General features: G+C 73.5%; 20 protein-coding genes, 1 tRNA gene and 2 pseudogenes. 15 read left to right on the top strand and 8 right to left on the bottom strand.

Going from position 1 to position 22,401, the window contains the following annotated elements; all coding sequences use genetic code 11:
* Window positions 1–213 precede the first annotated feature (213 nt).
* The 4 genes and pseudogenes from ACSNOB_RS26300 to ACSNOB_RS26285 all read left to right on the top strand — a co-directional run.
* Complete coding sequence (locus ACSNOB_RS26300; RefSeq protein ID WP_436689331.1) at window positions 214–1,746, top strand: acyl-CoA carboxylase subunit beta; 1,533 nt, start codon at window positions 214–216, stop codon at window positions 1,744–1,746.
* A 103-nt stretch (window positions 1,747–1,849) separates the two neighbouring features.
* Complete coding sequence (locus ACSNOB_RS26295) at window positions 1,850–3,004, top strand: acyl-CoA dehydrogenase family protein (protein ID WP_436689329.1); 1,155 nt, start codon at window positions 1,850–1,852, stop codon at window positions 3,002–3,004.
* 168 nt (window positions 3,005–3,172) lie between these two features.
* Window positions 3,173–3,425, top strand: a pseudogene (locus tag ACSNOB_RS26290) (helix-turn-helix domain-containing protein); the annotation flags it as partial.
* 80 nt (window positions 3,426–3,505) lie between these two features.
* Window positions 3,506–5,812 (top strand): annotated as a pseudogene (locus tag ACSNOB_RS26285) (ATP-binding protein); the annotation flags it as partial.
* A 257-nt stretch (window positions 5,813–6,069) separates the two neighbouring features.
* On the opposite strand, the gene ACSNOB_RS26280 reads toward ACSNOB_RS26285, so the two are convergent.
* Entirely contained in the window at window positions 6,070–6,579 is a 510-nt protein-coding gene (locus tag ACSNOB_RS26280) for a MarR family winged helix-turn-helix transcriptional regulator (protein WP_436689327.1), read from the bottom strand.
* A gap of 100 nt (window positions 6,580–6,679) precedes the next feature.
* Between ACSNOB_RS26280 and ACSNOB_RS26275 the strand changes: the two genes are divergently transcribed.
* Window positions 6,680–7,261 (top strand): YceI family protein, encoded by a 582-nt coding sequence (locus tag ACSNOB_RS26275; RefSeq protein WP_436689325.1) that lies wholly within the window; start codon window positions 6,680–6,682, stop codon window positions 7,259–7,261.
* 299 nt (window positions 7,262–7,560) lie between these two features.
* Window positions 7,561–9,039, top strand: a complete 1,479-nt coding sequence (locus tag ACSNOB_RS26270; RefSeq protein WP_436689323.1) for a glutamate--cysteine ligase — start codon at window positions 7,561–7,563, stop codon at window positions 9,037–9,039.
* Between the two features lie 51 nt (window positions 9,040–9,090).
* Here ACSNOB_RS26270 and ACSNOB_RS26265 read toward each other — a convergent pair whose 3' ends face one another.
* Window positions 9,091–10,500 (bottom strand): hypothetical protein, encoded by a 1,410-nt coding sequence (locus ACSNOB_RS26265; protein WP_436689321.1) that lies wholly within the window; start codon window positions 10,498–10,500, stop codon window positions 9,091–9,093.
* 102 nt (window positions 10,501–10,602) lie between these two features.
* Here ACSNOB_RS26265 and ACSNOB_RS26260 point away from each other — a divergent pair, with 102 nt between their 5' ends.
* A complete protein-coding gene (locus ACSNOB_RS26260; RefSeq protein WP_436689319.1) occupies window positions 10,603–11,304 on the top strand; it encodes a PASTA domain-containing protein in 702 nt (233 codons plus the stop codon).
* Window positions 11,305–11,483: 179 nt separating this feature from the next.
* Window positions 11,484–12,275: a PASTA domain-containing protein gene (locus tag ACSNOB_RS26255; protein ID WP_436689317.1), complete on the top strand. Its 792-nt coding sequence runs from the start codon at window positions 11,484–11,486 to the stop codon at window positions 12,273–12,275.
* A gap of 37 nt (window positions 12,276–12,312) precedes the next feature.
* Here ACSNOB_RS26255 and ACSNOB_RS26250 read toward each other — a convergent pair whose 3' ends face one another.
* Window positions 12,313–12,759 (bottom strand): hypothetical protein, encoded by a 447-nt coding sequence (locus ACSNOB_RS26250; RefSeq protein ID WP_436689315.1) that lies wholly within the window; start codon window positions 12,757–12,759, stop codon window positions 12,313–12,315.
* 98 nt (window positions 12,760–12,857) lie between these two features.
* Window positions 12,858–13,145, bottom strand: coding sequence for a hypothetical protein (locus ACSNOB_RS26245; RefSeq protein WP_393108190.1), 288 nt, complete (start codon window positions 13,143–13,145; stop codon window positions 12,858–12,860).
* Window positions 13,146–13,774: 629 nt separating this feature from the next.
* Between ACSNOB_RS26245 and ACSNOB_RS26240 the strand changes: the two genes are divergently transcribed.
* From ACSNOB_RS26240 to ACSNOB_RS26230, 3 genes are all read left to right on the top strand, one after another.
* A complete protein-coding gene (locus tag ACSNOB_RS26240) occupies window positions 13,775–14,656 on the top strand; it encodes a helix-turn-helix domain-containing protein (RefSeq protein ID WP_393108188.1) in 882 nt (293 codons plus the stop codon).
* Entirely contained in the window at window positions 14,626–14,847 is a 222-nt protein-coding gene (locus ACSNOB_RS26235; protein ID WP_393108186.1) for a DUF397 domain-containing protein, read from the top strand. The genes ACSNOB_RS26240 and ACSNOB_RS26235 overlap by 31 nt, the downstream gene beginning before the upstream one ends.
* Before the next feature lie 190 nt (window positions 14,848–15,037).
* On the top strand, window positions 15,038–15,445 hold the full coding sequence (locus ACSNOB_RS26230; protein WP_436689312.1) for a hypothetical protein: 408 nt from the start codon (window positions 15,038–15,040) through the stop codon (window positions 15,443–15,445).
* Here ACSNOB_RS26230 and ACSNOB_RS26225 read toward each other — a convergent pair.
* A complete protein-coding gene (locus ACSNOB_RS26225) occupies window positions 15,413–16,009 on the bottom strand; it encodes a hypothetical protein (protein WP_436689310.1) in 597 nt (198 codons plus the stop codon). The two genes, ACSNOB_RS26230 and ACSNOB_RS26225, sit on opposite strands and share 33 nt — an antisense overlap.
* Window positions 16,010–16,228: 219 nt before the next feature.
* On the opposite strand from ACSNOB_RS26225, the gene ACSNOB_RS26220 reads away from it, so the two are divergent.
* Window positions 16,229–18,094 carry a S8 family peptidase gene (locus ACSNOB_RS26220; protein WP_436689308.1) on the top strand — a complete coding sequence of 622 codons (1,866 nt, stop codon included), beginning with the start codon at window positions 16,229–16,231 and terminating at the stop codon, window positions 18,092–18,094.
* 65 nt (window positions 18,095–18,159) lie between these two features.
* Here the strand turns inward: ACSNOB_RS26220 and ACSNOB_RS26215 are convergent, their stop codons facing one another.
* The 3 genes from ACSNOB_RS26215 to ACSNOB_RS26205 all read right to left on the bottom strand — a co-directional run bounded on the left by ACSNOB_RS26215 (window position 18,160) and on the right by ACSNOB_RS26205 (window position 20,230).
* A complete protein-coding gene (locus ACSNOB_RS26215; protein WP_436689306.1) occupies window positions 18,160–18,966 on the bottom strand; it encodes a WecB/TagA/CpsF family glycosyltransferase in 807 nt (268 codons plus the stop codon).
* Window positions 18,963–20,078: an NAD-dependent epimerase/dehydratase family protein gene (locus tag ACSNOB_RS26210; protein WP_436689304.1), complete on the bottom strand. Its 1,116-nt coding sequence runs from the start codon at window positions 20,076–20,078 to the stop codon at window positions 18,963–18,965. Before ACSNOB_RS26210 ends, ACSNOB_RS26215 begins: the two co-directional genes overlap by 4 nt.
* A 66-nt stretch (window positions 20,079–20,144) precedes the next feature.
* Window positions 20,145–20,230, bottom strand: a tRNA-Leu gene (locus tag ACSNOB_RS26205).
* A gap of 224 nt (window positions 20,231–20,454) precedes the next feature.
* Between ACSNOB_RS26205 and ACSNOB_RS26200 the strand changes: the two genes are divergently transcribed.
* The 3 genes from ACSNOB_RS26200 to ACSNOB_RS26190 all read left to right on the top strand — a co-directional run.
* On the top strand, window positions 20,455–21,243 hold the full coding sequence (locus tag ACSNOB_RS26200) for an FhaA domain-containing protein (RefSeq protein ID WP_091100240.1): 789 nt from the start codon (window positions 20,455–20,457) through the stop codon (window positions 21,241–21,243).
* Between the two features lie 6 nt (window positions 21,244–21,249).
* On the top strand, window positions 21,250–21,735 hold the full coding sequence (locus ACSNOB_RS26195) for an FHA domain-containing protein FhaB/FipA (RefSeq protein ID WP_111134465.1): 486 nt from the start codon (window positions 21,250–21,252) through the stop codon (window positions 21,733–21,735).
* A partial coding sequence (locus ACSNOB_RS26190; protein WP_436689301.1) for a PP2C family protein-serine/threonine phosphatase occupies window positions 21,732–22,401 on the top strand: 670 nt, incomplete at its 3' end. The genes ACSNOB_RS26195 and ACSNOB_RS26190, both read left to right, overlap by 4 nt.

Below are 22,401 nucleotides of genomic sequence, written 5' to 3'. Positions count from 1 at the left end.
CCCCCATCCCGCGCCCGCGATCTTGCAGTTTGTGCCCGGACAAACCCGGCCGATGCCGCGTACGGCGGGCCGAAAGTGCAAGATCGCGATGAGGGTGGGCGGGGTGGGGGGCCGTGGGTCGTCGCGGGGGCGCCGATGCGCTAGCCTAACGATCGTTCAGGTCGGTTGGCCCCGCCCACGAGGCGGCTGGCCCCAGGCGGCGAGGGAGTCGGCGTGACGCTCGACGGTGAGGCTCTGGAGCAGCTGCGCAAGCGGGCCCGGGCCGGCGGTGCGGACAAGTACCACGCGGCGAACGCCGCCAAGGGCAAGCTCTTCGCCCGGGAGCGGGTCGCGCTCCTCGTGGACGAGGGCTCCTTCGTCGAGGACGGCCTCTACGCCAACGCGATGGCCGAGGGCCTGCCCGCCGACGGCGTGGTCACCGGTACCGCCACCATCGACGGCCGCCAGGTCTGCCTGATGGCGAACGACTCCACCGTCAAGGCCGGCAGTTGGGGCGCCCGGACGGTCGAGAAGATCATCCGGATCATCGAGCGGGCCTACTCCACCGGCGTGCCGATGGTGTACCTGGTCGACTCGGCCGGCGCCCGGATCACCGACCAGGTCGAGCTGTTCCCGGGCCGCCGCGGCGCCGGCAAGATCTTCTGGAACCAGGTCCGCGCCTCCGGCTCCATCCCGCAGGTCTGCGCGCTGTTCGGGCCGAGCGCGGCCGGCGGGGCGTACATCCCCGCGTTCTGCGACGTGGTCGCGATGGTGGACGGCAACGCCAGCATGTACCTCGGCTCCGACCGGATGGTCGAGATGGTCACCGGGGAGAAGACCACCCTGGAGGCGATGGGCGGGGCCAAGGTGCACTGCGCCGAGTCGGGCGTCGGGCACTTCCTCTGCAAGACCGAGGCCGACGCGCTCGACGTGGTGAGGCGCTACCTGTCCTACCTGCCGGCGAACTGGACGCAGGCGCCGCCGGCCGCCGAGGCCGTGCCCGCGCCGGAGAAGGCCGATCTCGCCGCGCTGGTGCCGGCGAGCGAGCGCCAGGCGTTCGACATGCGACGGTACGTCAAGGGCCTGCTCGACGACGGCTCCTTCTTCGAGATCCAGGCGCTCTGGGCCAAGGAGCTGACCATCGGCTTCGGCCGGCTCAACGGCGAGGTCGTCGGCGTGGTCGGCAACAACTCGATGTTCAAGGGCGGGGTGCTCTTCGTCGACTCGGCGGACAAGGCGACCCGGTTCGTGCAGCTCTGCGACGCGTTCAACGTGCCGCTGCTCTTCCTCTCCGACGTGCCCGGGTTCATGGTCGGCAGCGCGGTGGAGAGGCAGGGCATCATCCGCCACGGCGCCAAGATGATCACCGCGATCTCCGAGGCCACCGTGCCGAAGATCTGCGTGGTGGTCCGCAAGGCGTACGGCGCCGGCCTCTACGCGATGGCCGGCCCCGGCTTCGAGCCCGACGCCACGATCGCGCTGCCCACCGCCAAGATCGCGGTGATGGGGGCCGAGGCGGCGGTCAACGCGGTCTACGCCAACAAGATCGCGGCGATCGAGGACGAGGCCGAGCGGGCCGCCTTCGTCACCGCGAAGCGCGAGGAGTACGAGCGCGACATCGACATCGTCCGGCTCGCCAGCGAGCTGGTGGTGGACGCGATCGTCGAGCCGCACGAGCTGCGCGCCGAGCTGGTCCGCCGGTTCGCCGCCGCCCGCACCAAGGAGCGGCACTTCTCCCGGCGCCGGCACGGCGTCACCCCGGTCTGATCCCGCGCCGGCCCACCCGGCCGGCGCGGGCCCGAACCGCACCAGCGACCCGTCCGTTCCCGGCGTCACGAGCGCCCGGCGGCCATCCACACAGGAGGATTCCATGGACTTCCGGCTCACCGAGGAGCAAGAGGCGCTGCGGGAGAGCGTGCGGGAATTCGCGCGCGAGGTGGTCGCCCCGGTCATCGCGGAGCACTACGAGAAGCACACCTTCCCGTACGAGGTGATCCGGCAGATGGGCAAGATGGGCCTGTTCGGGCTGCCCTTCGGCGAGGAGCACGGCGGCATGGGCGGCGACTACTTCGCGCTCTGCCTCGCGCTGGAGGAGCTGGCCCGGGTCGACTCCAGCGTGGCGATCACCCTGGAGGCGGCGGTCTCGCTGGGCGCCATGCCGATCTACCGCTTCGGCACCGCGGAGCAGAAGGCGCAGTGGCTGCCGAAGCTGCTCAGCGGCGAGGCGCTGGCCGCCTTCGGGCTGACCGAGCCGGGCTTCGGCTCGGACGCCGGCGGCACGCAGACCCGCGCGGTGCTCGACGAGGCCACCGGCGAGTGGGTGATCAACGGAGCCAAGGCGTTCATCACCAACTCGGGCACCGACATCACCGCGCTGGTCACCGTCACCGCGGTCACCGGCACCCGCCCGGACGGCGCCAAGGAGCTGTCGACCATCATCGTCCCCTCGGGCACGCCGGGCTTCAGCGTCGCGCCGGGCTACTCCAAGGTCGGCTGGACCGCGTCGGACACCCACGAGCTGACGTTCGACGACTGTCGGGTGCCGGCGGCCAACCTGCTCGGCGAGCGTGGCCGGGGCTTCGCCCAGTTCCTGCGCATCCTCGACGAGGGCCGGATCGCCATCGCCGCACTGGCCGTCGGCCTCGCCCAGGGCTGCGTCGACGAGTCGATCAGGTACGCGAAGGAGCGGCAGGCGTTCGGCCAGCCGATCGGCAACTACCAGGCGATCCAGTTCAAGATCGCCGACATGGAGATGAAGGCGCACACCGCCCGGCTGGCGTACTACGACGCCGCCGCGCGGATGCTCGCCGGCGAGCCGTTCAAGCGGCAGGCCGCCATCGCCAAGCTGCACGCGAGCACCATCGCCGTGGACAACGCCCGCGAGGCGACCCAGATCCATGGCGGTTACGGCTTCATGAACGAGTACCCGGTGGCCCGCTTCTGGCGTGACTCCAAGATCCTGGAGATCGGCGAGGGCACGTCCGAGGTGCAGCGCATGATCATCGCGCGCGACCTGGGCATGTGACGACGCCGGTTCCGGCGACGTCGGGCGGTCGGCCCCGCCGCCGGATCCGGCCACGCACCGCCGTCACCCGGCCCGCGGGCGGGTCCGCTGTCGGATATCCGCACCCCACCGTCGGCAGGGCGACGCTCGACTGCCGTCGGTCGCACCCCGTCCGTACTCTTCCTGCCCATGACTCCGGATCATGATCGTTCGCGGCATCCGGGCGGTCGTACCGGCTTGCCGGAGCTGTTGCGCGGGCACCGGCTCGCCGCCGGCCTCACCCAGGCCGAGCTGGCCTCCCGGGCCGGCGTCGGCGTCCGGACCGTCCGCGACCTGGAGCGGGGTCGGTCGTCCCGGCCCCAGCGCACCACCATCGAGCTGCTCGCCGGCGCACTGGAGCTGACCGGGCCCGCCCGGTCGGCGTTCCTGGCCGCCGCCCGTGGGCCGGTCGCGGCCGCCCCGCCGGTCGCCCCGGCCGGCGCGCCGCCGGCCCGCTTCGACGCCGACCACCACCTGGGTACGCCGGTTGCGCTCCCGCCCCCGGTCGCGCTGATCGGCCGGGATCCCGACCTGGCCGAGCTGGTCGCGCTGCTCACCGACGAGCGAGGCCCCCGGCTGGTGAGCCTGGTCGGGCTGGCCGGCGTCGGCAAGACCGCGCTGGCGCTCTCCGTGGCCCACGCGGTCGCCGACCACCATCCCGGCGGGGCGGTCGGCGTGCTCATCGGCGAGGGCTCCGACGCCGCCGACGTGCTCGCGGCCTCGGTGGCCGTCTTCGGCGTCGCGCGGCTGCCCGAGCTGGCCGCCCGCCTCGACGGCCGCCCGGCGCTGCTGCTCGTGGACGCGGCCGAGCGGGCGCCCGACGCGGTCGCCGAGACGGTGCACCGCCTCGCCGGCGCGGTCCCGTCGCTGCGGGTGCTGGTCACCGGCCGGCACCCGGTCGGCCTACCCGGGGAGCGGGTGTGGCCGGTCACCCCGCTCGACGTACCCCCGGCGGGCAGCGAGCGGGCCGACCCGTCGGCGCCGGCCGACTACCCCGCGGTGGCGCTCTTCACCGCGCGGCTCGCCCAGGTCCGCCGGGAGCCGCCCGGCCCGGCCGAGCTGCCCGCCCTGACCACGCTGGTACGCCGCCTGGGCGGGCTGCCGCTGGCGATCGAACTGATGGCGGCTCGGGGCCGGATCCTCGACCTCAACGAGCTGCTCGACCGGTACGGCGACCGCGTCCTCGACCTGACCACCTCGTCGGGGGCGGCCGAGCGTCCGGGCTGGGACACGGCGGAACCGGGCCGCCCCGAGGGCTCCCGGGCGGCGGTGGCCGAGACGCTGCGGGACGCGGTGGCCACCAGCTACCGCCTCCTCGCCCCCACCGAGCGGGCCGCGCTGCGCCGGCTCGCCGCGTTCGGCAACCGCTGGTCGGTCGAGCTGGCCGAGGAGATGCTCGCCGACGACGCCGACCGGGACGGCACGGTCGTGGTCGACCCGGTTCCGCTGCTGGATCGGTTCCTGGAGCTCGGGCTGCTGAGCGTTCGCGGCAGCGGGCCGTTCCGGTTCCGCCTGCTCGACGCCGTACGGGACTTCGCCGTCGAGCAGGCGACCGGCGCCGGCGAGCTGACCGCGATCCGGCGTCGGCACGCCCGGGTCGTCGCCCGCCTGGTGGCGCGGACCGCGACGGAGCTGGTCGGCGCCAACCTGCCGGCCGCGGTGCGCCGCCTGGACGAGGTGAGCGGCGACATCAGCTCGGCCCTGGCGCACGCCGCCGTCGACGACCCGTTGACCGCGCTGCGGTTGGCGGCGGCGCTGTCCCGGTGGTGGCGGTTCCGGGGGCGGGACGTCCCCGGTCGGCAGTGGTTGCGCCGGCTGCTGGCCGACCCGCGTACCGCCGACGCCGACCCGCTGCTGCGGGCCTGGGCGTCCCTGGGGGTGGCCCGGCTCGCCGCCGAGCACGGCGCCGGGGCCGAGGAGATGCCGGCGGCGCGGGCGGCGCTGGCCGCGTTCCGGGATGCCGGCGACGTGACGGGGGAGTTGGAGGCGCGTGCCGTGCTCTGCGCCCTGCTGGTCGCCCTCGGCGAGCACGGCGAGGCGCGGGAGCAGGCCGAGGCGGTGCTCGCGCTGGCCGGCCGGGGCGGCCGGATCCGGGACATGGCGGTGGCGCAGAACAACCTCGCCTGGCACGACATCCGCGTCGGCGACCTCGTGGCCGCCCGTCGACGACTGGCCGCCGCCGACCGGCTCGCGGCGCAGTGCGGGGAGCAGCGGCTGCGGGTCCTCGCGCGGGCCAACCTGGCCGAGGTGTCCCGCCTGGAGGGCCGGTACGCCGACGCCGTCGACCAGGGCCGGCGGGTGCTGGCGGCGCTGGCGGACCTCGGCGATCCCGGTCACCGCCGCCGGGTGCTCGGCACGGTGGGCCTGGCGCTGGCCCGGAGCGGACGGTCCGCCGAGGCGGCCGAGGTGCTGGCCGAGCTGCGCCCGGCGCCGCCGAGCCCCGGGGAGGGCGGGCGGCCCGGGGGTGCCCGGTGGCTGCCGGCGCGCGGGCCGCGCCCCGAGGACGGCATCTGCGCGCTGATCGAGGGCAACCTGGCCCTGCACCGGGGCGATCGCGACCTGGCGGCGGAGTGGTTCGCCGCCGCCGCGGAGGCCAGCGCCGAGGGGCAGGACCGGCGCGACGTGGTGGAGGCGCTGGTGGGACTGGCCGCCAGCACGGCCGACCCCGTCACCCTGGACCGTCTCGACCGGGTCTGCGGGCGCAGTGGCATCCGGCTGCTGCCGCACGAGGAGGAACTGCTCTACGCGCTGACCGCGAGCCGGAGCGCCGGTGATCCGGGGCCTACGTAGACCGGCCACGGCTGGTCGCGCCGTGGCCGGGAGTGTGCCTGCCCCGGTGAGCGGGCCGGGGGTGGCGCGGGCGACGAAGCCCCTCTTGCTACCCCTCGCTCGTCGCCCGCGCCGTCACCCCCCGGTGCGTCCCCACTGCCCGAAGATTAGCCACCGCCCGCTCGCGGATGCGTCCGGTTTGATCGACTATCTCCCCGTGGGCGCGGCAGTTCTGCCGCTCTTTCTGCCGGTATCCCCGGGGCGCCCTGATCGACCGGTCAGGCCGGGGTGGCCGCTTCGTCTACGGTCGGGGCGGATTCACTGCTCCCGGCGGTGGCGCCCGGGTGGACGGCGTCCCGCACCCGGCGCAGGCCGTCGAGCAGGGCGTCCAGCGCCTCCGGTTCGAGCTGGCCGGTGAACCACTCCTCGATGATCCGCAGGTGGCCGGGCATGGTCTCGTCGAGCCGTTGCAGGCCGGAGGCCGTGACCACGGCGTACGAGCTGCGCCGGTCCGAGGGGCAGGCGCGACGGGTGAGCAGGCCGTCGCGCTCCATCCGGTCGACCACCCGGGTGACCCCGCTCGTGGAGAGGGAGGTCTGTGCGGCCAGGTCGGTCATCCGCAGTTGGTTGCCGGGCGAGCGGGCGAGTCGGGTCAGCACCTCGAACTCGACCGATGAGAGGCCGTGCTCCTCCAACTGGGCGGAGAACCGGGCCGACAGCCCGGCGTGCGCCTCGAAGAGGAGGCCGACGGCGGTGATCCGGGGGTCGTCGAACACGTTCTGGTTCACCTGTTCATCCTACCAGTCCTTGACACAGGGAATATTGCATCCTCTATAGTTGCTGAGGCAGTCGTTGGGCTACTAAACCAAGCCACGGAGGGCAGTTTCCATGACCAGCAGCACCGAACCGGTTACCCGCGACTGGGACGGCCTCACCATCCCGAGCGCCGGCACCTACCTGCTGGACGCGGCGCACAAGCGCGTGGGCTTCGTCGCCCGGCACATGATGGTCAGCAAGGTACGCGGCGAGTTCGCCGACGCCGCCGCCACCATCACCGTCGCCGACGACCCGCTGCAGTCCTCGGTGACCGCGACCATCCAGGCCGCCACCATCAACACCAACCAGGCCGACCGGGACGCGCACCTGCGCAGCCCCGAGTTCCTGGACGTCGAGAACTTCCCGACGCTGGAGTACCGCAGCACCGGCGTCAAGTCCCGCAACGGCAACGAGTTCGTCCTCTCCGGTGAGCTGACCGTCAAGGGCGTGACCCGCCCGGTCGACCTGGAGGTCGAGTTCGAGGGCGTCGGCCGCAGCCCGTTCGGCCAGGACATCTTCGGCTTCTCCGCCTCGACCGAGATCGACCGCGAGGAGTTCGGTCTGACCTGGAACGTGGCGCTGGAGACCGGCGGCGTGCTGGTCGGCAAGAAGATCAAGATTGAGATCGAGGGCGAGGCCGTCCGCCAGGCCTGACCCGTCGTACCGCCTCCGGGCCCGCGCCGCACCACGGCGCGGGCCCGGTGCGTGTCCGCGGCAAGGACGCCGCTAGGTGCGATTTGTCACGACTTATTCGCGGCCCGGTCCGCGTGGCGGGCGGTACGGGCTGGGTAGTGATGCCGCCGGGAGCGCTGGCCGACCGGCTGCGGTAGTCCCGGCCGTTGGATCGCCGGGTCCGCCTCTGGTCCGGGCGAGGCCGGCGCTCTTAACGTGGATGGTTCACCACGCGCTTGCGGGCCGCACGGCCCCGACTGCGCCTCGCGCCGGGAGGAAACATGGGCAGGGACGTCGAGCAGGGCGCCTTCTCCCGGGAGGACCGGGTCCGCTACCGGCAGAAGGTCCGGCGGTGCCTGGACGTCTTCGCCCTGATGCTCGACGACTTCGGCTTCGACGCCGACCGGCCGATGACCGGGCTGGAGATCGAGCTGAACCTGGTCGACTCCGCCGCCGAACCGGCGATGCGCAACGACCAGATCCTCGCCGACATCGCCGACCCGAGCTTCCAGACCGAGCTGGGGCAGTTCAACCTGGAACTCAACGCCCCGCCCCGGCTGATCGAGGGAGCGGGCTTCGCCGACTACGAGCGTGACCTGCGCAGCAGCCTCGCCCGGGCCGACGAGCGGGCGGCCAGGTCGGACGCCAAGATCGTCCTGGTCGGCATCCTGCCCACCCTCACCGAGCGGCACCTGGTGGTGGACAACCTCTCCACCAACGAGCGCTACCGGGTGCTCAACGACCAGATCGTCGGCGCCCGCGGGGAGGACCTCGAACTCGACATCCGCGGTGTCGAGCGGTTGCAGACCCACACCGACTCGATCGCCCCCGAGGCCGCCTGCACCAGCCTCCAGTTCCACCTCCAGGTCGCCCCGGACAGCTTCGCCGACTACTGGAACGCCTCGCAGGCCATCGCCGGGGTCCAGGTGGCCGTCGGGGCGAACTCACCGTTCCTGTACGGCCGGCAGCTCTGGGCGGAGACCCGGATCGCCCTGTTCGAGCAGGCCACCGACACCCGGCCGGACGAGCTCAAGGCGCAGGGCGTACGCCCCCGGGTCTGGTTCGGGGAACGCTGGATCACCTCGATCTTCGACCTCTTCGAGGAGAACGTCCGCTACTTCCCGCCGCTGCTGCCGATCTGCGAGGACGAGGACCCGGTCGAGGTGCTGCACGCCGGCGGCGTACCGGAGCTGGGCGAGCTGCGCCTGCACAACGGCACCGTCTACCGGTGGAACCGGCCGGTCTACGACATCATGAACGGCCGCCCGCACCTGCGCGTGGAGAACCGCGTGCTGCCGGCCGGCCCGACCGTGGTCGACATGCTCGCCAACGCCGCCTTCTACTTCGGTCTGGCCCGAGGGCTGGCCGAGGCGGACCGGCCCATCTGGAGCCAGCTCACCTTCAGCTCGGCGGAGGAGAACTTCCACGCCGCCGCCCGCCGCGGCATGGACGCGGTGCTGCACTGGCCCCGCCTCGGCGAGGTGCCCGTCACCAAGCTCGTCCTGGACGTCCTGCTGCCCAGGGCCGCCGCCGGGCTCGACCGGTTCGGGGTGGCCCCGGCCGAGCGGGACCGGCTGCTCGGCATCATCGAGCAGCGCTGCCGGACCGGCCGCAACGGCGCGGTCTGGCAGACCGAGACCGTCTGGGCGGCCGAGCGGCACCGGGGCATGGACCGGGACGCCGCCCTGCACCACATGGTGCAGCGCTACGCGGAGCTGCAGAGCGGCAACGAGCCCGTGCACACCTGGCCGGTCGACTGACCGACTCCCGCCGGTCCGCCCGGGCGGCACGCCGCCCGGGCCGGCGGACCCTCAGCGGGTGCGGCGGCCGGCCCGGTTCCGGCGACCGGCGGACGTCGCGCCCTCCGAATCGGCATCCGCCGCCTGCTCGCCGGCCGTCGGCTCCTCCCGGGACACCGACGTCGGATCGTCCCCGGGCGTGGGCACGCCGGGGTCGCCGGCTCGCGCCGGGACGCCGGCCGTAGCCCCGGCTGGTCCTGCCCCGGCGGTTCCCGGCCCGGTGGGGGTGCCGCCGGCGTCCGCCGCCGGCTTCCGGGGCCTCGCCGGCCGGGCGGCACCGACCGTCCGGGTGCCGGGGTGGGCGGCGGCGGGAGCCGGCACGGGCCCGCCGGCAGCGTCTGGGTCCACCCCGGAAGCGACGGGCGTCGCGAGGTCCGCCCCGGTGGCGACGGGCCCTGCGAGGATGGTGTCGGTGTCCGTCCCGGCCGGGACGGGCTGCCCCGCCGGCGCCGGGTCACCCGGGACGCCGGACGGTTCGGCGGTGCGCTGCCGGGGCACCGTCACCGGCCCGTGGAGCGCGGCCCGCCGGGCGGCCCGCTGGGCAAGCGCGGCGACCAGGACCGAGCCGCCGACCCCGACGATCACCGCGTACGGCGCGATGAGGTGCGCCGACACCTGCTCGGGGCTGATCGCGGTCAGCCTCGGCACCGCCAGGAAATACGCGGTCGCGACCAGCAGCGGACCGGCCGCACCGGAGGCGGCCGCCCCGACCCGGCGGTCGGCGTGCCGGGCGCTGCCGCGCGCGGCCAGGGCGCCGATCACCAGCGCGGAGCAGAGCGACAGCAGCGCCCCGGGCCAGTAGAAGTAGTCCCGGATCCAGAACCGCCCGTCGTCGGAGCTGAGCTGCCAGATGCCGAGCTGGGCGCTGGTCAGCCCGCGCCCGGCCAGCACCCCGTCGACCACGGCGACCACGGCGAGCAGCCAGAGCCAGCCCACGGTGGCGATCACGTTGTTCGCGGCGGCCCGCGAGCGCAGCGTCCACACGGCCGTCAGCACCCCGACCAGGACGCCGACCGCCGCGTACCCGGCCGCGACGTTGCGGGGCGAGCCGGTGTCGGCCCCCACCGCCGCCCGCGCCGGTACGGCCACCAGCAGCACCGTGACCAGCGCGCCCACCCCGGCGGCCACGGCGAGGGCGACGTGCCGGAGGACGCCGTCGGGCGGGGCGACGGTCGCGTCGTCGGGTACCGGGGCACGGTCGCGCAGCCGCTGCGCGCAGACCGCGCCGCACGCGGTCGAGGTGGCCGCGATCCAGGTGGCCCAGATCAGGCCGGCCACCCAGGCGGTCGCGCCGGCGCTGGCGTCCGCCGGCGCCCAGTTGATGATGCCCAGCCCGTAGCCGAAGCCCAGTTGGGCCGCGCCCGCGCCGGCAGCGACGCCGACTGCGGTGGCGATCGATCCTCCCCAGCCCCGTCTGGCCATGCCGGGGAGCGTAACGTCCCGTGCTCGGCGCGGCGAGTCGTGACGGGTCCCGTCGGGTGACCGCGACGGCGCCGGGCTTGGCGGCGGTGGGTACGGTCGCCGGTGATCGAGGCGGTGGACGGCATGACGGACGGGTACACGGGCGGGGGCGCCGGCGCGGGGGACGACGCGGGCTCGGACCGGTTGACTAAGCTGCTCGGCGGCGGGCTGGCCGTCGTGCTGCTCGCCGCCGTCGGCGCGACCGGCGGCTGGGCCCTGGCCGGCGAGGACGACGCACCGACCCCGCCGGCCACGGCGGCGACCACGCTGCCCACCGGCGCCCCGGACGCGTCGCGGTCGACACCCGCGCGGTCGACGTCGTCGCCGACCCGCACGAGCACGCCGGCCCGCCCCGCCGGCCTGACGGTCCCCGAGGTGGTCGGGAAGGACTTCGCCGAGGCCCGCGACGAGCTGCGTGAGCGGCGGCTGGGCTGGCGGCTGGTCTTCCTGGGCGGCGCGGGGAAGACGGTGGAGCGCACCTCCCCGGCGGTCGGCACGGAGGTGCGGCCGGGGCGCACGGTGACGCTCTACGTGAGCGGGCCGGCCCCGGCCGCGACCGTGCCGGACGTGGTGGGCGACGACTGCGACGAGGCGGCGGACGACCTCGTCGACGAGGGCTTCTACCCGCGGTACCGCTCGGGCCGGACCGGCACGGTCACCCGCCAGGACCCGGCCGGCGACGTCACGGGCAGGTGGAACGACCAGGTGTCGATCTGGTGCGGCGAAGCGCCGGCCGGCTCGGGCTCGGAGACCCCGACACCGTGACGGAGCGTCCGGCTCGCTGATCCCGGCCGATGGCCGCTCGGACCGCTAGGTTGACGGTCAGGGGCCACGACACCCGCCCGGTTCGGGAAAGGACGTGCCATGAGCGAGCGTCAGCGAGCGAGTCATCGGCATGGTGCGGTGGTGTCTCATGTCGGCGCGCAGCGGAGCGGAGTGCCGGCATGAGCGACGACCGCCAGGAACCGCCCGCCGGCGAGCACGACGACCGGACCCGCCCGCTGCCCCCGTCCCCCGGGCCGGAGCCGGCCGACCGGACCCAGCGGCTGCCCGGTCCCGAGGGCGGGGCGCCAGCCGGGGGCGACGCCACCCGGCCGATGCCCGGCGACCGCACCGCCCCGATGGACCGTACGGCCGCCATGCCGCCCGAGCGGTCCGGCCCGCCGGCCTGGTCCGGTCGCGCGGAGGTGCCGCCGCCCCGGCCGGCGGACCCGCGCGAGGCCGGCACCGAGTGGTACGCCGAGGAGTCCGCCGGCCGACGCTGGTGGCTGCCGATCCTGTGGGGCGTGGTCGTGCTGCTGCTGCTCGGCCTGCTCGGCGTCGGGCTCTGGTGGGCGCTCCAGTCGGCGGACGACGACCCGACCGGCCCGGACCCGTCACCCTCCCCGTCGGTCACCCGCGCGTCGCCGACCACCGCCGCGCCGACCTCGGCCGCCCCGACCACCCCGGCGTCCTCCGCCCCGCCGACCACCTCGGCGGCGGCGCAGGTGCCGATGCCGCCCGTGGTGAACCTGCCGCTGGAGACGGCGCGGGCGATCCTGGACGATCTGGGGCTGGACCACCGGGTGGAGTACCGGGCGTCCGACCGTCCGGAGGGCACGGTGATCGGCAGCGAGCCGGAGGCGGGGGAACTGGTTCCCGACGGCGAGGAGGTCACCCTGGTGGTGTCCCGAGGCGCGCCGTCGCCGACCGGCGGCGAGCCCACGCCGACCGGCGCGCCGACCACCACCCGGTGACCCGTCGCTGACCGGCCCGACCGGGAATCGCGGCGGGTCACCACATCCGGCGTCTGGTCCCGACCAGGCCGAGGCCCGCCAGCGAGATGGCCAGGCCGAAGATGCCCGACCAGAAGAGGGAGCGGTGGACGTCGTCCGGCGAGTGGCGGGCGGCTTCCGCCGCGCCGCCCGACGTGCCGGCCGGCACGTCGGTCTCGACCGCGGTGCCGGGCTCGTCGGCGGCGCCGAGCGCGTCCGGCCCGTCCGAAGGGTAGGGGCCGTCGAGGGCGTCCTGCCCGTCGCCGCCGTCCGACGGGTCGTCGTCGACCACGGTGATCTCCGGCGCGGGGACCGGGGTGGTCAGCCGGGTGGTGGACGACAGGGCGGGGTCGCGGACCACGACCACAAGTGTGGTGGCGGCGCCGATCAGCGCCAGGATTCCGAAGGCGTAGGCGATACGGGAGCGGTGGTGCCGCCGCGCGGCGGACTGATTGACCATGGCCATCCCAGGTTCGGGGTCCTGGACGCGCGGGGTGGAACCTGCCGGGGTGGGCGTACCTCATTCTATGGCGCGGCACGCCCCCCGGCTGCCGATCGCGGAGCTCAGCCCACCCTGACGGGCGTGCGGGCGACGGGCCGGCGCGGCGCCCGCACGGTGTGCGGACGGGGCTCGGGCGCCGACCGCAGTTGGCGCAGCCCCTCCCGCTGGACGAAGATCGACCGCCGGTTGACCGCGTCCCCCGAAGCGTTCAACTCGTAGCCGTCGAGCCAGATCCAGCCGTCGTAGGTGGGCCAGTCGAGCACCCGGATCACCCGGAACGTGATGGGTCTGAGGAACTGGACACTCGCCGCGCGAGTCACGTGCAGTACGTCACCAGAGCGGGGAAGCACATGGGCTCCTGGGAAGGATCGGCCGGCTGACGGGCCGGCGGGAGCGGTCGGGGGACGTCTCGGTGCCGGCGACGGGGTCGTGCCTCGTGGACCGGTGGTGCGGGTGGTGGTGGTCGGGCCGTACCCGCTGGTGGCGAGCCGCCACCCGACCATCACCCGGCTGCTCCGGGTACCGCTCCCGCCGCCACAGCCAACTGGCGTGCAGCGGCGGGGTCATCAACCCGGGGCAGGTCTGGTTGTCGAAGGTCGGGCAGCCCCACCGCCGCGCGTCCCGGAGCCCGTGGGATCACCACGGCGGGGGAGCGGACGGAGACGGTGAGTAACCCGTGCCATACGGACAGAGTGCATCAGCGACGTGCCACATGCAAGTTGCATGTCGACTTTTGCCGATACGCGAGCGGCTCGCGCGAAGCGGCGCTTGAAGCCGTTCATGTATGGGCGGCACACTGGGGACCGGTTTCGCCCGTCGCGGCCGGCCGATGACCGGCACCACCCCCACGCCGCGAACGATCGCCCGCCGCCCCACGGTCGCGCCCCGGCGGGCGGACGAGAACGGCGGCGCGAGGCGGAGGTGGACCGGTGAGGGCCGACAGCCGGTGGTCCCGACCAGCGGGCGGGGTGGTGCTGTCGTGAGCGAGCGGCGCAGCCCGACCATCCGGCGCCGCCGCCTGGGCGCGGAACTTCGCCGGCAGCGGGAGGCGGCCGGGATCACCATCGAGGCCGTCGCCGAGCAGTTGGAGTGCTCCGCATCGAAGATCTCGCGGATCGAGACCGGCCACACCACGGCGACCCCGCGCGACGTGCGGGACATGCTCCGGATCTACGGGGTGGTGGGCGCCGAGAGCGACGAGCTGGTGCAGATCGCCCGGGAGGCGCGGCAGAAGGGCTGGTGGCACCCGTACAGCACGGTGCTGGTCGGGGCGTACGTCGGCCTGGAGGCGGCGGCCAGCTCGATCCGGGCGTACGAGCAGCAGGTGGTGCCCGGCCTGCTGGAGACCGAGGAGTACGCGAGCGCGATGATCCGCGCCGCCCGGCCGGACTTCACGCCGGACCAGGTCGCACAACGTGTCCGTGTCCGGCTCGGGCGCCAGTCGTTGTTGACCCAGGATGATCCGGTCGATCTGTGGGTGGTGCTCGATGAGGCGGTGGTGAGCCGGCCGGTGGGCGGGGACGAAGTGATGCGTGGCCAGCTCAGAAGGCTGGTCGAGGTGGCCGAACTGCCGAACGTGACGTTGCAGATCCTGCCCTTCGAGGTGGGGGCGCACGCCGGCATGGACGGGACCTTCACGATCCTCAGTTTCCCCGAGCCCGGTGATCCGGATGTCGTGTACGCGGAGAATGCCACGGGTGGGCTCTTCCTGGAGAAGAGCGACGAACTGCAGAAGTACAGCTTCATCTTCGATCACATCCGAGCGGCGGCCATTCGTCCGGAGGAGTCCATCGCACACATCGCGAAACTGGCAGAGGAGCCGTTGTGGAAATGGCGACCAAGGGGTTCCCCGTGGACCTGACGCAGGCAGCGTGGTTCAAGAGCTCGAAGAGCGGGCCGAACTGCGACAACTGCGTGGAGGTGGCGTACGTGACGGGGGCGGTCGGCGTGCGGGACTCGAAGAACAAGACGGGTCCGGCCCTGGTCTTCGCCCCGGGCGACTGGCACGCCTTCGTCGCCGGCGCCAGGGGCGGTGCGTTCGGCCGGGACTGACGGACCGGAACGTCACGGGTGTCCCCGTCCGGCGCGCACGCCGGACGGGGACACTGCCGTGCCCGCGTCCGCGCCGGGCGCGAAGAAGCCCCGGCATCCCGTCGCCACATCGGGCCCGTGTCGTTGTACCCCTCGATACGGCGCTGGTCGACAACCCGCCGCACGCGACCGAACGAGGCAGGCGAGACGGATGACGACGATCGGGTCAGACAACCTCACCAACGGGCCGGGCAAGCCGGAGCGTTTCGGGGGCAAGTACCGCGGGGCCCGCCGGGACACGGTCCTGACCGAGGTGGTGTCGACCGACACGGAGGTCGGCGGCCGGGAGGCCGCGGCGAGCGCGCCGGATCAGGCGGGTCCGCCGCTCTCGTTGCCGTCGCTGGATCCGAACCCGCTGACCGAGCCGTCGTTCCCGCCGGGCGGCTGGTCGATGGAGCCCGCCGGGTCGCTGGCCGACCACCCGCTGCTGCGCGGGCTGCTCATGGAACTGCCGCCGAAGGGCAGCGTCCCACCGCCCGGCTGGCTCGACCGCTGGTTCGAGGCGACCCGGGCGATCCTGGAGCTGCTATACGTGCAGGGGACCGGCCGCTCGCGGTGACGCCGGCCGCGGCTGCGCGGCCCGCTCGGCGAGGCGGCTGTGCCGCAGCGCGTGGCGTACGCCGATCGCGGCGACGCCCAGCGCCCCCACGGTGATCGCCGGCCCGGTCACCCCGGGCCCGAACACGTCGGGGGCGCCCGCCGCCACCACCGCGGGCAGGATCGCCAGGCCGGTGAGTTGCAGCGGCAGCCCCACCAGCGGGTGCGCGGCGGCGGCCCGCAGGCCGTGCGGGGCGGGGGTTCCGGGTGCCGCGGCGAACGCCCCCGCGCCCGCCCGCAGCCGGCGCACCCGGCGCACGGTGCAGACCGCGACCGCGAGCGCGGGAGTGGCGGCGAGGGCGAGGCCGGCGGCGGCCCGGTCGGCCGGGGTCGCGCCGGCGCTGGACAGCCCGGCGACCAGCACGGCGACCGTCCCGCCCAGGCCGGTCAGCGTCAGGGTGAGCACCCAACCGGCACGCCGGCGCAGGGCGCGGGCGCGGTCCAGCCGGGGCATCCCGTCCGCGAGCCAGCCGGCGGCCAGCCAGACGGCGGCCAGCGGGGCGAGGACGGTGAGGTGACTCTCCATGACGGAGAGCATTGCCTGTTCCGGGCGGGCGTGACTCCGGGGCCGGCCCCGGTTCGACCCGCAACGGCACCCCGTAGGGGGTCATCTTCCCGGTGATATAGGGAAGTCGACATGTTTGTATTCCCGGTCACGCCGCTCTACCCTCAGCTCGATCGGCATTCATCGATTCTCTCGCCACGAACGTCGGACGGTCGGGTGCCGGTCGGAGGGAGGTAGAAGATGGGTCTTCCACGTAGGTCCATGCTCGTCGGGGTGGCCGCCATGGCCATGGTGGCCACCGCCACGCCCGCCATGGCCGCCGAACCCGTCGGCACGATCCGCGCCGCAGGCGGTGCCACCGCCGTGGCCGACAGCTACATCGTCGTCTTCAAGGACAGCGCGGTCGCCCGCGCCGGCGTCGGTGACACCGCGCAGCGGCTGGTCGGCCGACACGGCGGCGCGGTGGCCCGCACCTACGGCGCCGCCCTGCGCGGCTTCGAGGCCCGGGTCGACGCCAGGGCCGCCGCCCGGATCGCCGCGGACCCCGCCGTGGCGTACGTCGAGCAGAACCACACCGTGTCGATCGCCGGCACCCAGACCAACCCGCCGTCCTGGGGCCTGGACCGGATCGACCAGCGGGCACTGCCGCTGGACAACTCCTACACGTACCCGAACACGGCGAGCAACGTGCACGCCTACATCATCGACACCGGCATCCGGTTCAGCCACAGCGACTTCGGCGGTCGGGCCACGTCCGGCTACGACGCCGTCGACGGCGGCTCGGCCGACGACTGCAACGGGCACGGCACGCACGTCGCCGGCACCGTCGGCGGCTCGGCGTACGGGGTGGCCAAGGGCGTGCAGCTGGTCGGCGTCCGGGTGCTGAACTGCCAGGGCAGCGGCACGAACGCCGGCGTCATCGCCGGTGTCGACTGGGTGACCCAGAACGCGGTCAAGCCGGCCGTGGCCAACATGAGCCTCGGCGGCGGCGCGAACAGCACGCTCGACACCGCGGTGCGGAACTCCATCAACTCGGGCGTGAGCTACGGCCTGGCCGCCGGCAACGACTCCGGCGGCAACGCCTGCAACACCTCGCCCGCCCGGACCGCCGAGGGCATCACCGTCGGCTCGACGACCAACACGGACGCCCGGTCGTCGTTCTCCAACATCGGCACCTGCCTGGACATCTTCGCGCCCGGCTCGTCGATCACCTCGGCGTGGCACACCAGCGACACCGCGACCAACACGATCAGCGGCACCTCGATGGCGACGCCGCACGTGGTGGGCGCGGCGGCCCTCGTGGCCAGCGCCAACCCGGCCTGGTCGCCGCAGCAGGTCCGCGACTACCTGGTGAACAACGCCACCCCCAACGTGGTGGGCAACCCGGGCACCGGCTCGCCGAACAGGCTGCTCTACGTCGTCAACGGCGACACCCCGCCGCCGACCAACGACTTCTCCGTCTCGGTCTCGCCGACCTCCGGCTCGACCGCGCCGGGCGGCTCGGTGACCGCCACGGTCGCCACCGCGACGACCAACGGCTCCGCCCAGTCGGTGAGCCTCTCCGCCAGCGGGCTGCCGGCCGGGGCGACCGCCTCGTTCAGCCCGGCCACCGTCACCTCGGGTGGTTCCTCGACGCTCACCATCAGCACCTCGGCGAGCACGCCGCCCGGCACCTACACGGTGACCGTGACGGGCACCGCGGCCTCCGGCAGCAAGACCGCGACCTACTCGCTGACCGTGACCGGCACCGGTGGCGGCGGCTGCTCCGGCACCAACGGCACCGACGTGGCCATCCCGGACACGGGCGCCACGGTGAGCAGCTCCATCCCGATCTCCGGGTGCGCCCGCAACGCCTCGTCGGCCTCGACCGTCGCGGTGAACATCGTGCACACCTACCGCGGTGACCTCGTCGTCGACCTGGTCGCTCCGGACGGCTCGTCCTACCGGCTGAAGAACAGCAGCTTCTGGGACAGCGCCCCCAACATCAACACCACCTACACGGCGAACCTGTCGAGCGAGGCGGCGAACGGCACCTGGCAGCTGCGGGTGCGGGACGTCTACGCCGGCGACAGCGGCTACATCAACACCTGGACCCTGACCCTCTAGGTCCCCGGCACAGGTGGGGCCCCTCCCGGCGACCGGGAGGGGCCCCACCGCGTGCTGTCGGTCGGTCAGACGGCGAAGGTCGGGGGCCGTTCGGTGGCGGGGGCCGGCGGGACCGCCTTCCACAGGCCGGTCTTCTGCGCGGCCAGCCGGGCCAGGTAGGCCGGGTTGAGGATCACGTACCGCCGCCACAGCCGCTTCGGCTCCAGGCCGAGGCGCCAGAACCACTCCAGGCCGGCCCGCTGCATCCACGGCGGCGGCTGGCGCAGCAGCCCGGCGTGGTAGTCGAAGGCCGCCCCGACCGCCATCAACGGCATGTCCAGCAGCGGCCGCATGGCGTACGCGAAGACCTCCTGGCGCGGGCAACCCAGCCCGACCAGGACGAGCCGGGCGCCACTGGCCTTGATCCGGTCGGCGATCTCGACGTCCTCGCCCGGCTGCACCGCCCGGAACTTGGACGGCTCCACGCCGGCGATCTTGAGCGCCGGGAACATCCGCTCCAGCGCCGGGATCAGCTTCGCCAGGGTCTGCTCGGTCGAGCCGTAGAGGTAGACCGGGAGGCCCTCGTCGGCGAACCGGGACAGCACGTGCAGGGTCAGCGTCGGGCCGTAGACCCGGTCGGTGAGCCCGGCGCCGTGCAGCAGGTTGAGCGCCCAGCGCACCGGCTGGCCGTCGGGGGTGACCACGTCGAAGGAGTTCAGCCGGGCGTTGTGCGCCGGGTCGAGCACGCCGGTCATCACCCCGTGCACGGCCAGCGCCGTCAGCGCCAGCGGGCGGCGGTCCTGCGCGGCCGCCACCACCTGCTCGGTCGCCGCGGCGTAGTCGGTGGCGTCGACCAGGACGCCGAGGACGTTCCGCTTGCCCCTCGCGGTCATGCTGCCGGCACCCACTTGTCCACGTTGGCCTCGTAGATCTCACGCATGATCATGGGAACGTCGTAGACCTGTTTCCACTCCGGGTAGTCGGCCTGGAACGCCTCGTTCGAGCCGATCCACCACTTGTGGTCGCCGATCCGGTTGGCCTCGACGTACTCGGTGATCATCTCCTGGCCGGTGATCTGCTCGGCCAGCGCGAACGCCTCCCGGTTGGAGGTGTTGGAGTGCCGGCCACCGCCGAGGTTGTAGACCGCCGCCGAGCGCGGGTTGCGGAAGAACGCCTCGAACGCGGAGACCACGTCGGAGCTGTGGATCGCGTCCCGCACCTGCTTGCCCCGGTAGCCGAAGATCTTGTACGTCCGGCGTTCCATGTTGGCGCGCATCACGTAGCCGAGGAAACCGTGCAGCTCGGTGGCCGAGTGCGCCGGCCCGGTCAGCGTCCCGCCCCGGAAGCAGGCGGTCCGCATGCCGAAGTAGCGGCCGTACTCCTGCACCATGACGTCGGCCGCGACCTTCGAGGCTCCGAAGATCGAGTGCAGGCAGGCGTCGATGGACATGTCCTCGCGGATGCCCTGCTCGTACGGGTGCCCCGGCTCGATCTCCCACCGGGTCTCCAGCTCCACCAGGGGCAGGCTGTTCGGCCGGTCGCCGTAGACCTTGTTGGTGGAGCAGTGGATCACCGGCGCCTCGATGCAGTGCTCGCGCACGTTCTGCAGGACGTTCAGCGTGCCGGCGGCGTTCACGTCGAAGTCGGTGAAGGGGTCGCGTACCGCCCAGTCGTGCGACGGCTGCGCGGCGGTGTGGATCACCACGGCCACGTCGCCGGCGTACCGCTTGAAGAGCTTGCCCAGGGCGGCCCGGTCGCGGATGTCGATGCTGTGGTGCGAGTACGCGGACCCCAGCTCGTCTGTCAGCCGCCGGACGTTCCAGGCGGTCGAGGCCTCCTCGCCGAAGAACTCCTGCCGCATGTCGTTGTCGATGCCGACGACGTCGAGACCGAGGCCGGCGAAGTGCCGGACCGCCTCGGAGCCGATCAGCCCGCCCGACCCGGTCACGAATGCGACACTCACACGCCACTCCTGCTCATTCGGAGGCAGAAACCATCGGAGCATAGCGTGACGTACGGCACGCCCCGATACGCAGCGAGGGCCCCGCATCGCTGCGGAGCCCTCGCGTGTTGGTGGGGAAGGGGGGAGTTGAACCCCCACGCCCTTTCGGGCACACGGACCTGAACCGTGCGCGTCTGCCATTCCGCCACTTCCCCGTGGCTTGACCTCGAACACTGTAGTCTGTGCCGGTCCTGCTGTCTCCAGCGGCCCCGGACATCCTACGCGGTCCGTGATCGTTGCCTCAATCGGTTACCGTCCGTGAGGCGGTACCGTTCGTGGCGGACGAAAGAGTAGCACGACAACACGGGCCCCTCCGAACGGGCCGCCGACAGACGGCCGAGCGGCGTGTGAGCTGCGCGCGCGCCGGCCGGATACCATCATGTCCTCGGGACCCGAGGAGGAGCCGGTGAGCGTGCTGCAACGCTTCGAGAAGCGTCTGGAAGGCCTGGTCGAGGGAGCCTTCGCCAAGGTCTTCAAAGGGGTGGTCCACCCCGTGGAGATCCTCAACGCCATGCAGCGGGAGGCCGAGGCGCACAAGGCGATCCTGGCCGGTGGGCGCACGTTGGTGCCCAACCGCTACGTGATCGATCTCTCGCCCTACGACCACAGTCGGCTGGCGCCGTACGCTGCCGCGCTGGCCCAGGAACTGGCCCAGTCGCAGGCGGAGTTCATCGGCGAGCAGGCCTGGACGGTCTACGGCGACGTGATCGTCGAGATCGAGCGCGGCGAAGGGCTGGACACCGGCATGTTCCGGGTCACCGCCGAGGTCTACACCGGCGGCGAGGTCGCCCCGGTCTCGGCGCCCGGCTACGACGCCGGCCCGCCCGCCTACCCCGCGTACGACCAGGGTGGCGGCTACGGCCCCCCGCCCGGCCACGGCGGCAGCCGCAACGTGCGGCTGGTCTCCGGCGACGGGCGCACCTACCCGCTCCAGATGGGCTCGACGGTGATCGGCCGTGGCGACCAGGCCAACCTGCGCCTGCCCGACGTCGGCATCTCCCGGCGACACGCCCGGCTGGACTTCGACGGCGGCCAGGTCGTGCTGACCGACCTCGGGTCGACCAACGGCACGATGGTCAACGGCCAGCGGGTCTCCGCCGTCGCGCTCAACCCCGGCGACATGATCCAGCTCGGCACCACGACGCTGACCTTCCGCGTGGACGGCTGATCCGCCTTGCCGGAACTCGTCATCACCGTCGCCAGGTTCGGGTTCCTCATCCTGCTGTGGATCTTCGTGTTCACGGTGGTCGGGGTGATCCGCCGGGACCTGTTCGCGGGCGCCCGGTCGGGCCGGCTGGTGGCCGCGCCCCGGGCGGTCGGGGCCTCGCTCGGGCAGGCGGCGAAGCCGGCGAAGGCGAAGCGGGGCAGGGCGGCCCACCAGCTCGTGGTCACCGCCGGTCAACTGGCGGGCACCCGGATCACCCTCGGGGAAGCACAGATCACCATCGGTCGGGCCGAGGATTCCACCCTCGTCATCACCGACGACTACGCCTCGGCGCGGCACGCCCGGCTGGTGCCGCGCGACGGGCAGTGGTTCGTCGAGGATCTCGGCTCGACTAACGGCACCTACCTGGATCGCGCTAAGGTCACCGGACCAACCCCCGTCCCCCTCGGCGTGCCGATCCGGATCGGCCGCACCTCTCTCGAATTACGGCCATGACTCTGACCCTGCGCTATGCGGCCCACAGCGACCGCGGTCTGATCCGAGACGGTAACCAGGACTCCGTCTACGCCGGGCCGCGGCTACTCGCCGTCGCCGACGGCATGGGCGGCATGGCCGCCGGTGACGTCGCCAGCAACATCGTCATCGGTGCCATGGCGCCGCTCGACGAGGACGTCCCGGGTGACGCCCTCGTCGACGCGCTGCGTTCGGCCGTGGGCACCGCCAACCAGCAGCTCCGCGACACCGTGGACGCCAACCCCCAGCTGGAGGGGATGGGCACCACGCTCACCGCCACCCTCTTCTCCGGCAGCAAGCTGGGTATGGTCCACATCGGCGACTCGCGGGCCTACCTCCTGCGCAACGGCGAGTTCGCGCAGATCACCAAGGACGACACGTACGTCCAGATGCTCGTCGACGAGGGCCGGATCAGCGCCGAGGAGGCGAGCAGCCACCCGCAGCGGTCGCTGCTCACGCGGGCGCTGGACGGCCGCGACATCGACCCGGAATACAGCGTCCGCCAGGTCCTCCCGGGCGACCGCTACCTGATCTGCAGCGACGGCCTCTCGGGTGTGGTCAGCGCCGACACGATCGCCGAGACCATGCGCGAGTACGCCGACCCGCAGCAGTGCGTCGAGCGGCTGGTGCAGCTCGCCCTGCGCGGCG

The organism is Micromonospora sp. URMC 106, assembly GCF_051386395.1.
In the GTDB taxonomy this organism is placed as follows: Bacteria; Actinomycetota; Actinomycetes; order Mycobacteriales; family Micromonosporaceae; genus Micromonospora.
The sequence above is the reverse complement of the archived record's forward strand: the minus strand, read 5'-3'. Positions and strand labels throughout refer to the sequence as shown.

Excerpts from the sequence above, each read along its gene's own strand:
- ACSNOB_RS26210 (WP_436689304.1), bottom strand. The coding sequence starts at position 20,078 with ATGCTCCGATGGTTTCTGCCTCCGAATGAGCAGGAGTGGCGTGTGAGT.
- ACSNOB_RS26255 (WP_436689317.1), top strand. The coding sequence starts at position 11,484 with ATGAGCGACGACCGCCAGGAACCGCCCGCCGGCGAGCACGACGACCGG.
- ACSNOB_RS26295 (WP_436689329.1), top strand. The coding sequence starts at position 1,850 with ATGGACTTCCGGCTCACCGAGGAGCAAGAGGCGCTGCGGGAGAGCGTG.
- ACSNOB_RS26230 (WP_436689312.1), top strand. The coding sequence starts at position 15,038 with ATGACGACGATCGGGTCAGACAACCTCACCAACGGGCCGGGCAAGCCG.
- ACSNOB_RS26225 (WP_436689310.1), bottom strand. The coding sequence starts at position 16,009 with ATGGAGAGTCACCTCACCGTCCTCGCCCCGCTGGCCGCCGTCTGGCTG.
- ACSNOB_RS26275 (WP_436689325.1), top strand. The coding sequence starts at position 6,680 with ATGACCAGCAGCACCGAACCGGTTACCCGCGACTGGGACGGCCTCACC.
- ACSNOB_RS26270 (WP_436689323.1), top strand. The coding sequence starts at position 7,561 with ATGGGCAGGGACGTCGAGCAGGGCGCCTTCTCCCGGGAGGACCGGGTC.
- ACSNOB_RS26200 (WP_091100240.1), top strand. The coding sequence starts at position 20,455 with ATGTCCTCGGGACCCGAGGAGGAGCCGGTGAGCGTGCTGCAACGCTTC.
- ACSNOB_RS26265 (WP_436689321.1), bottom strand. The coding sequence starts at position 10,500 with ATGGCCAGACGGGGCTGGGGAGGATCGATCGCCACCGCAGTCGGCGTC.
- ACSNOB_RS26220 (WP_436689308.1), top strand. The coding sequence starts at position 16,229 with ATGGGTCTTCCACGTAGGTCCATGCTCGTCGGGGTGGCCGCCATGGCC.
- ACSNOB_RS26235 (WP_393108186.1), top strand. The coding sequence starts at position 14,626 with ATGGCGACCAAGGGGTTCCCCGTGGACCTGACGCAGGCAGCGTGGTTC.
- ACSNOB_RS26215 (WP_436689306.1), bottom strand. The coding sequence starts at position 18,966 with ATGACCGCGAGGGGCAAGCGGAACGTCCTCGGCGTCCTGGTCGACGCC.
- ACSNOB_RS26250 (WP_436689315.1), bottom strand. The coding sequence starts at position 12,759 with ATGGCCATGGTCAATCAGTCCGCCGCGCGGCGGCACCACCGCTCCCGT.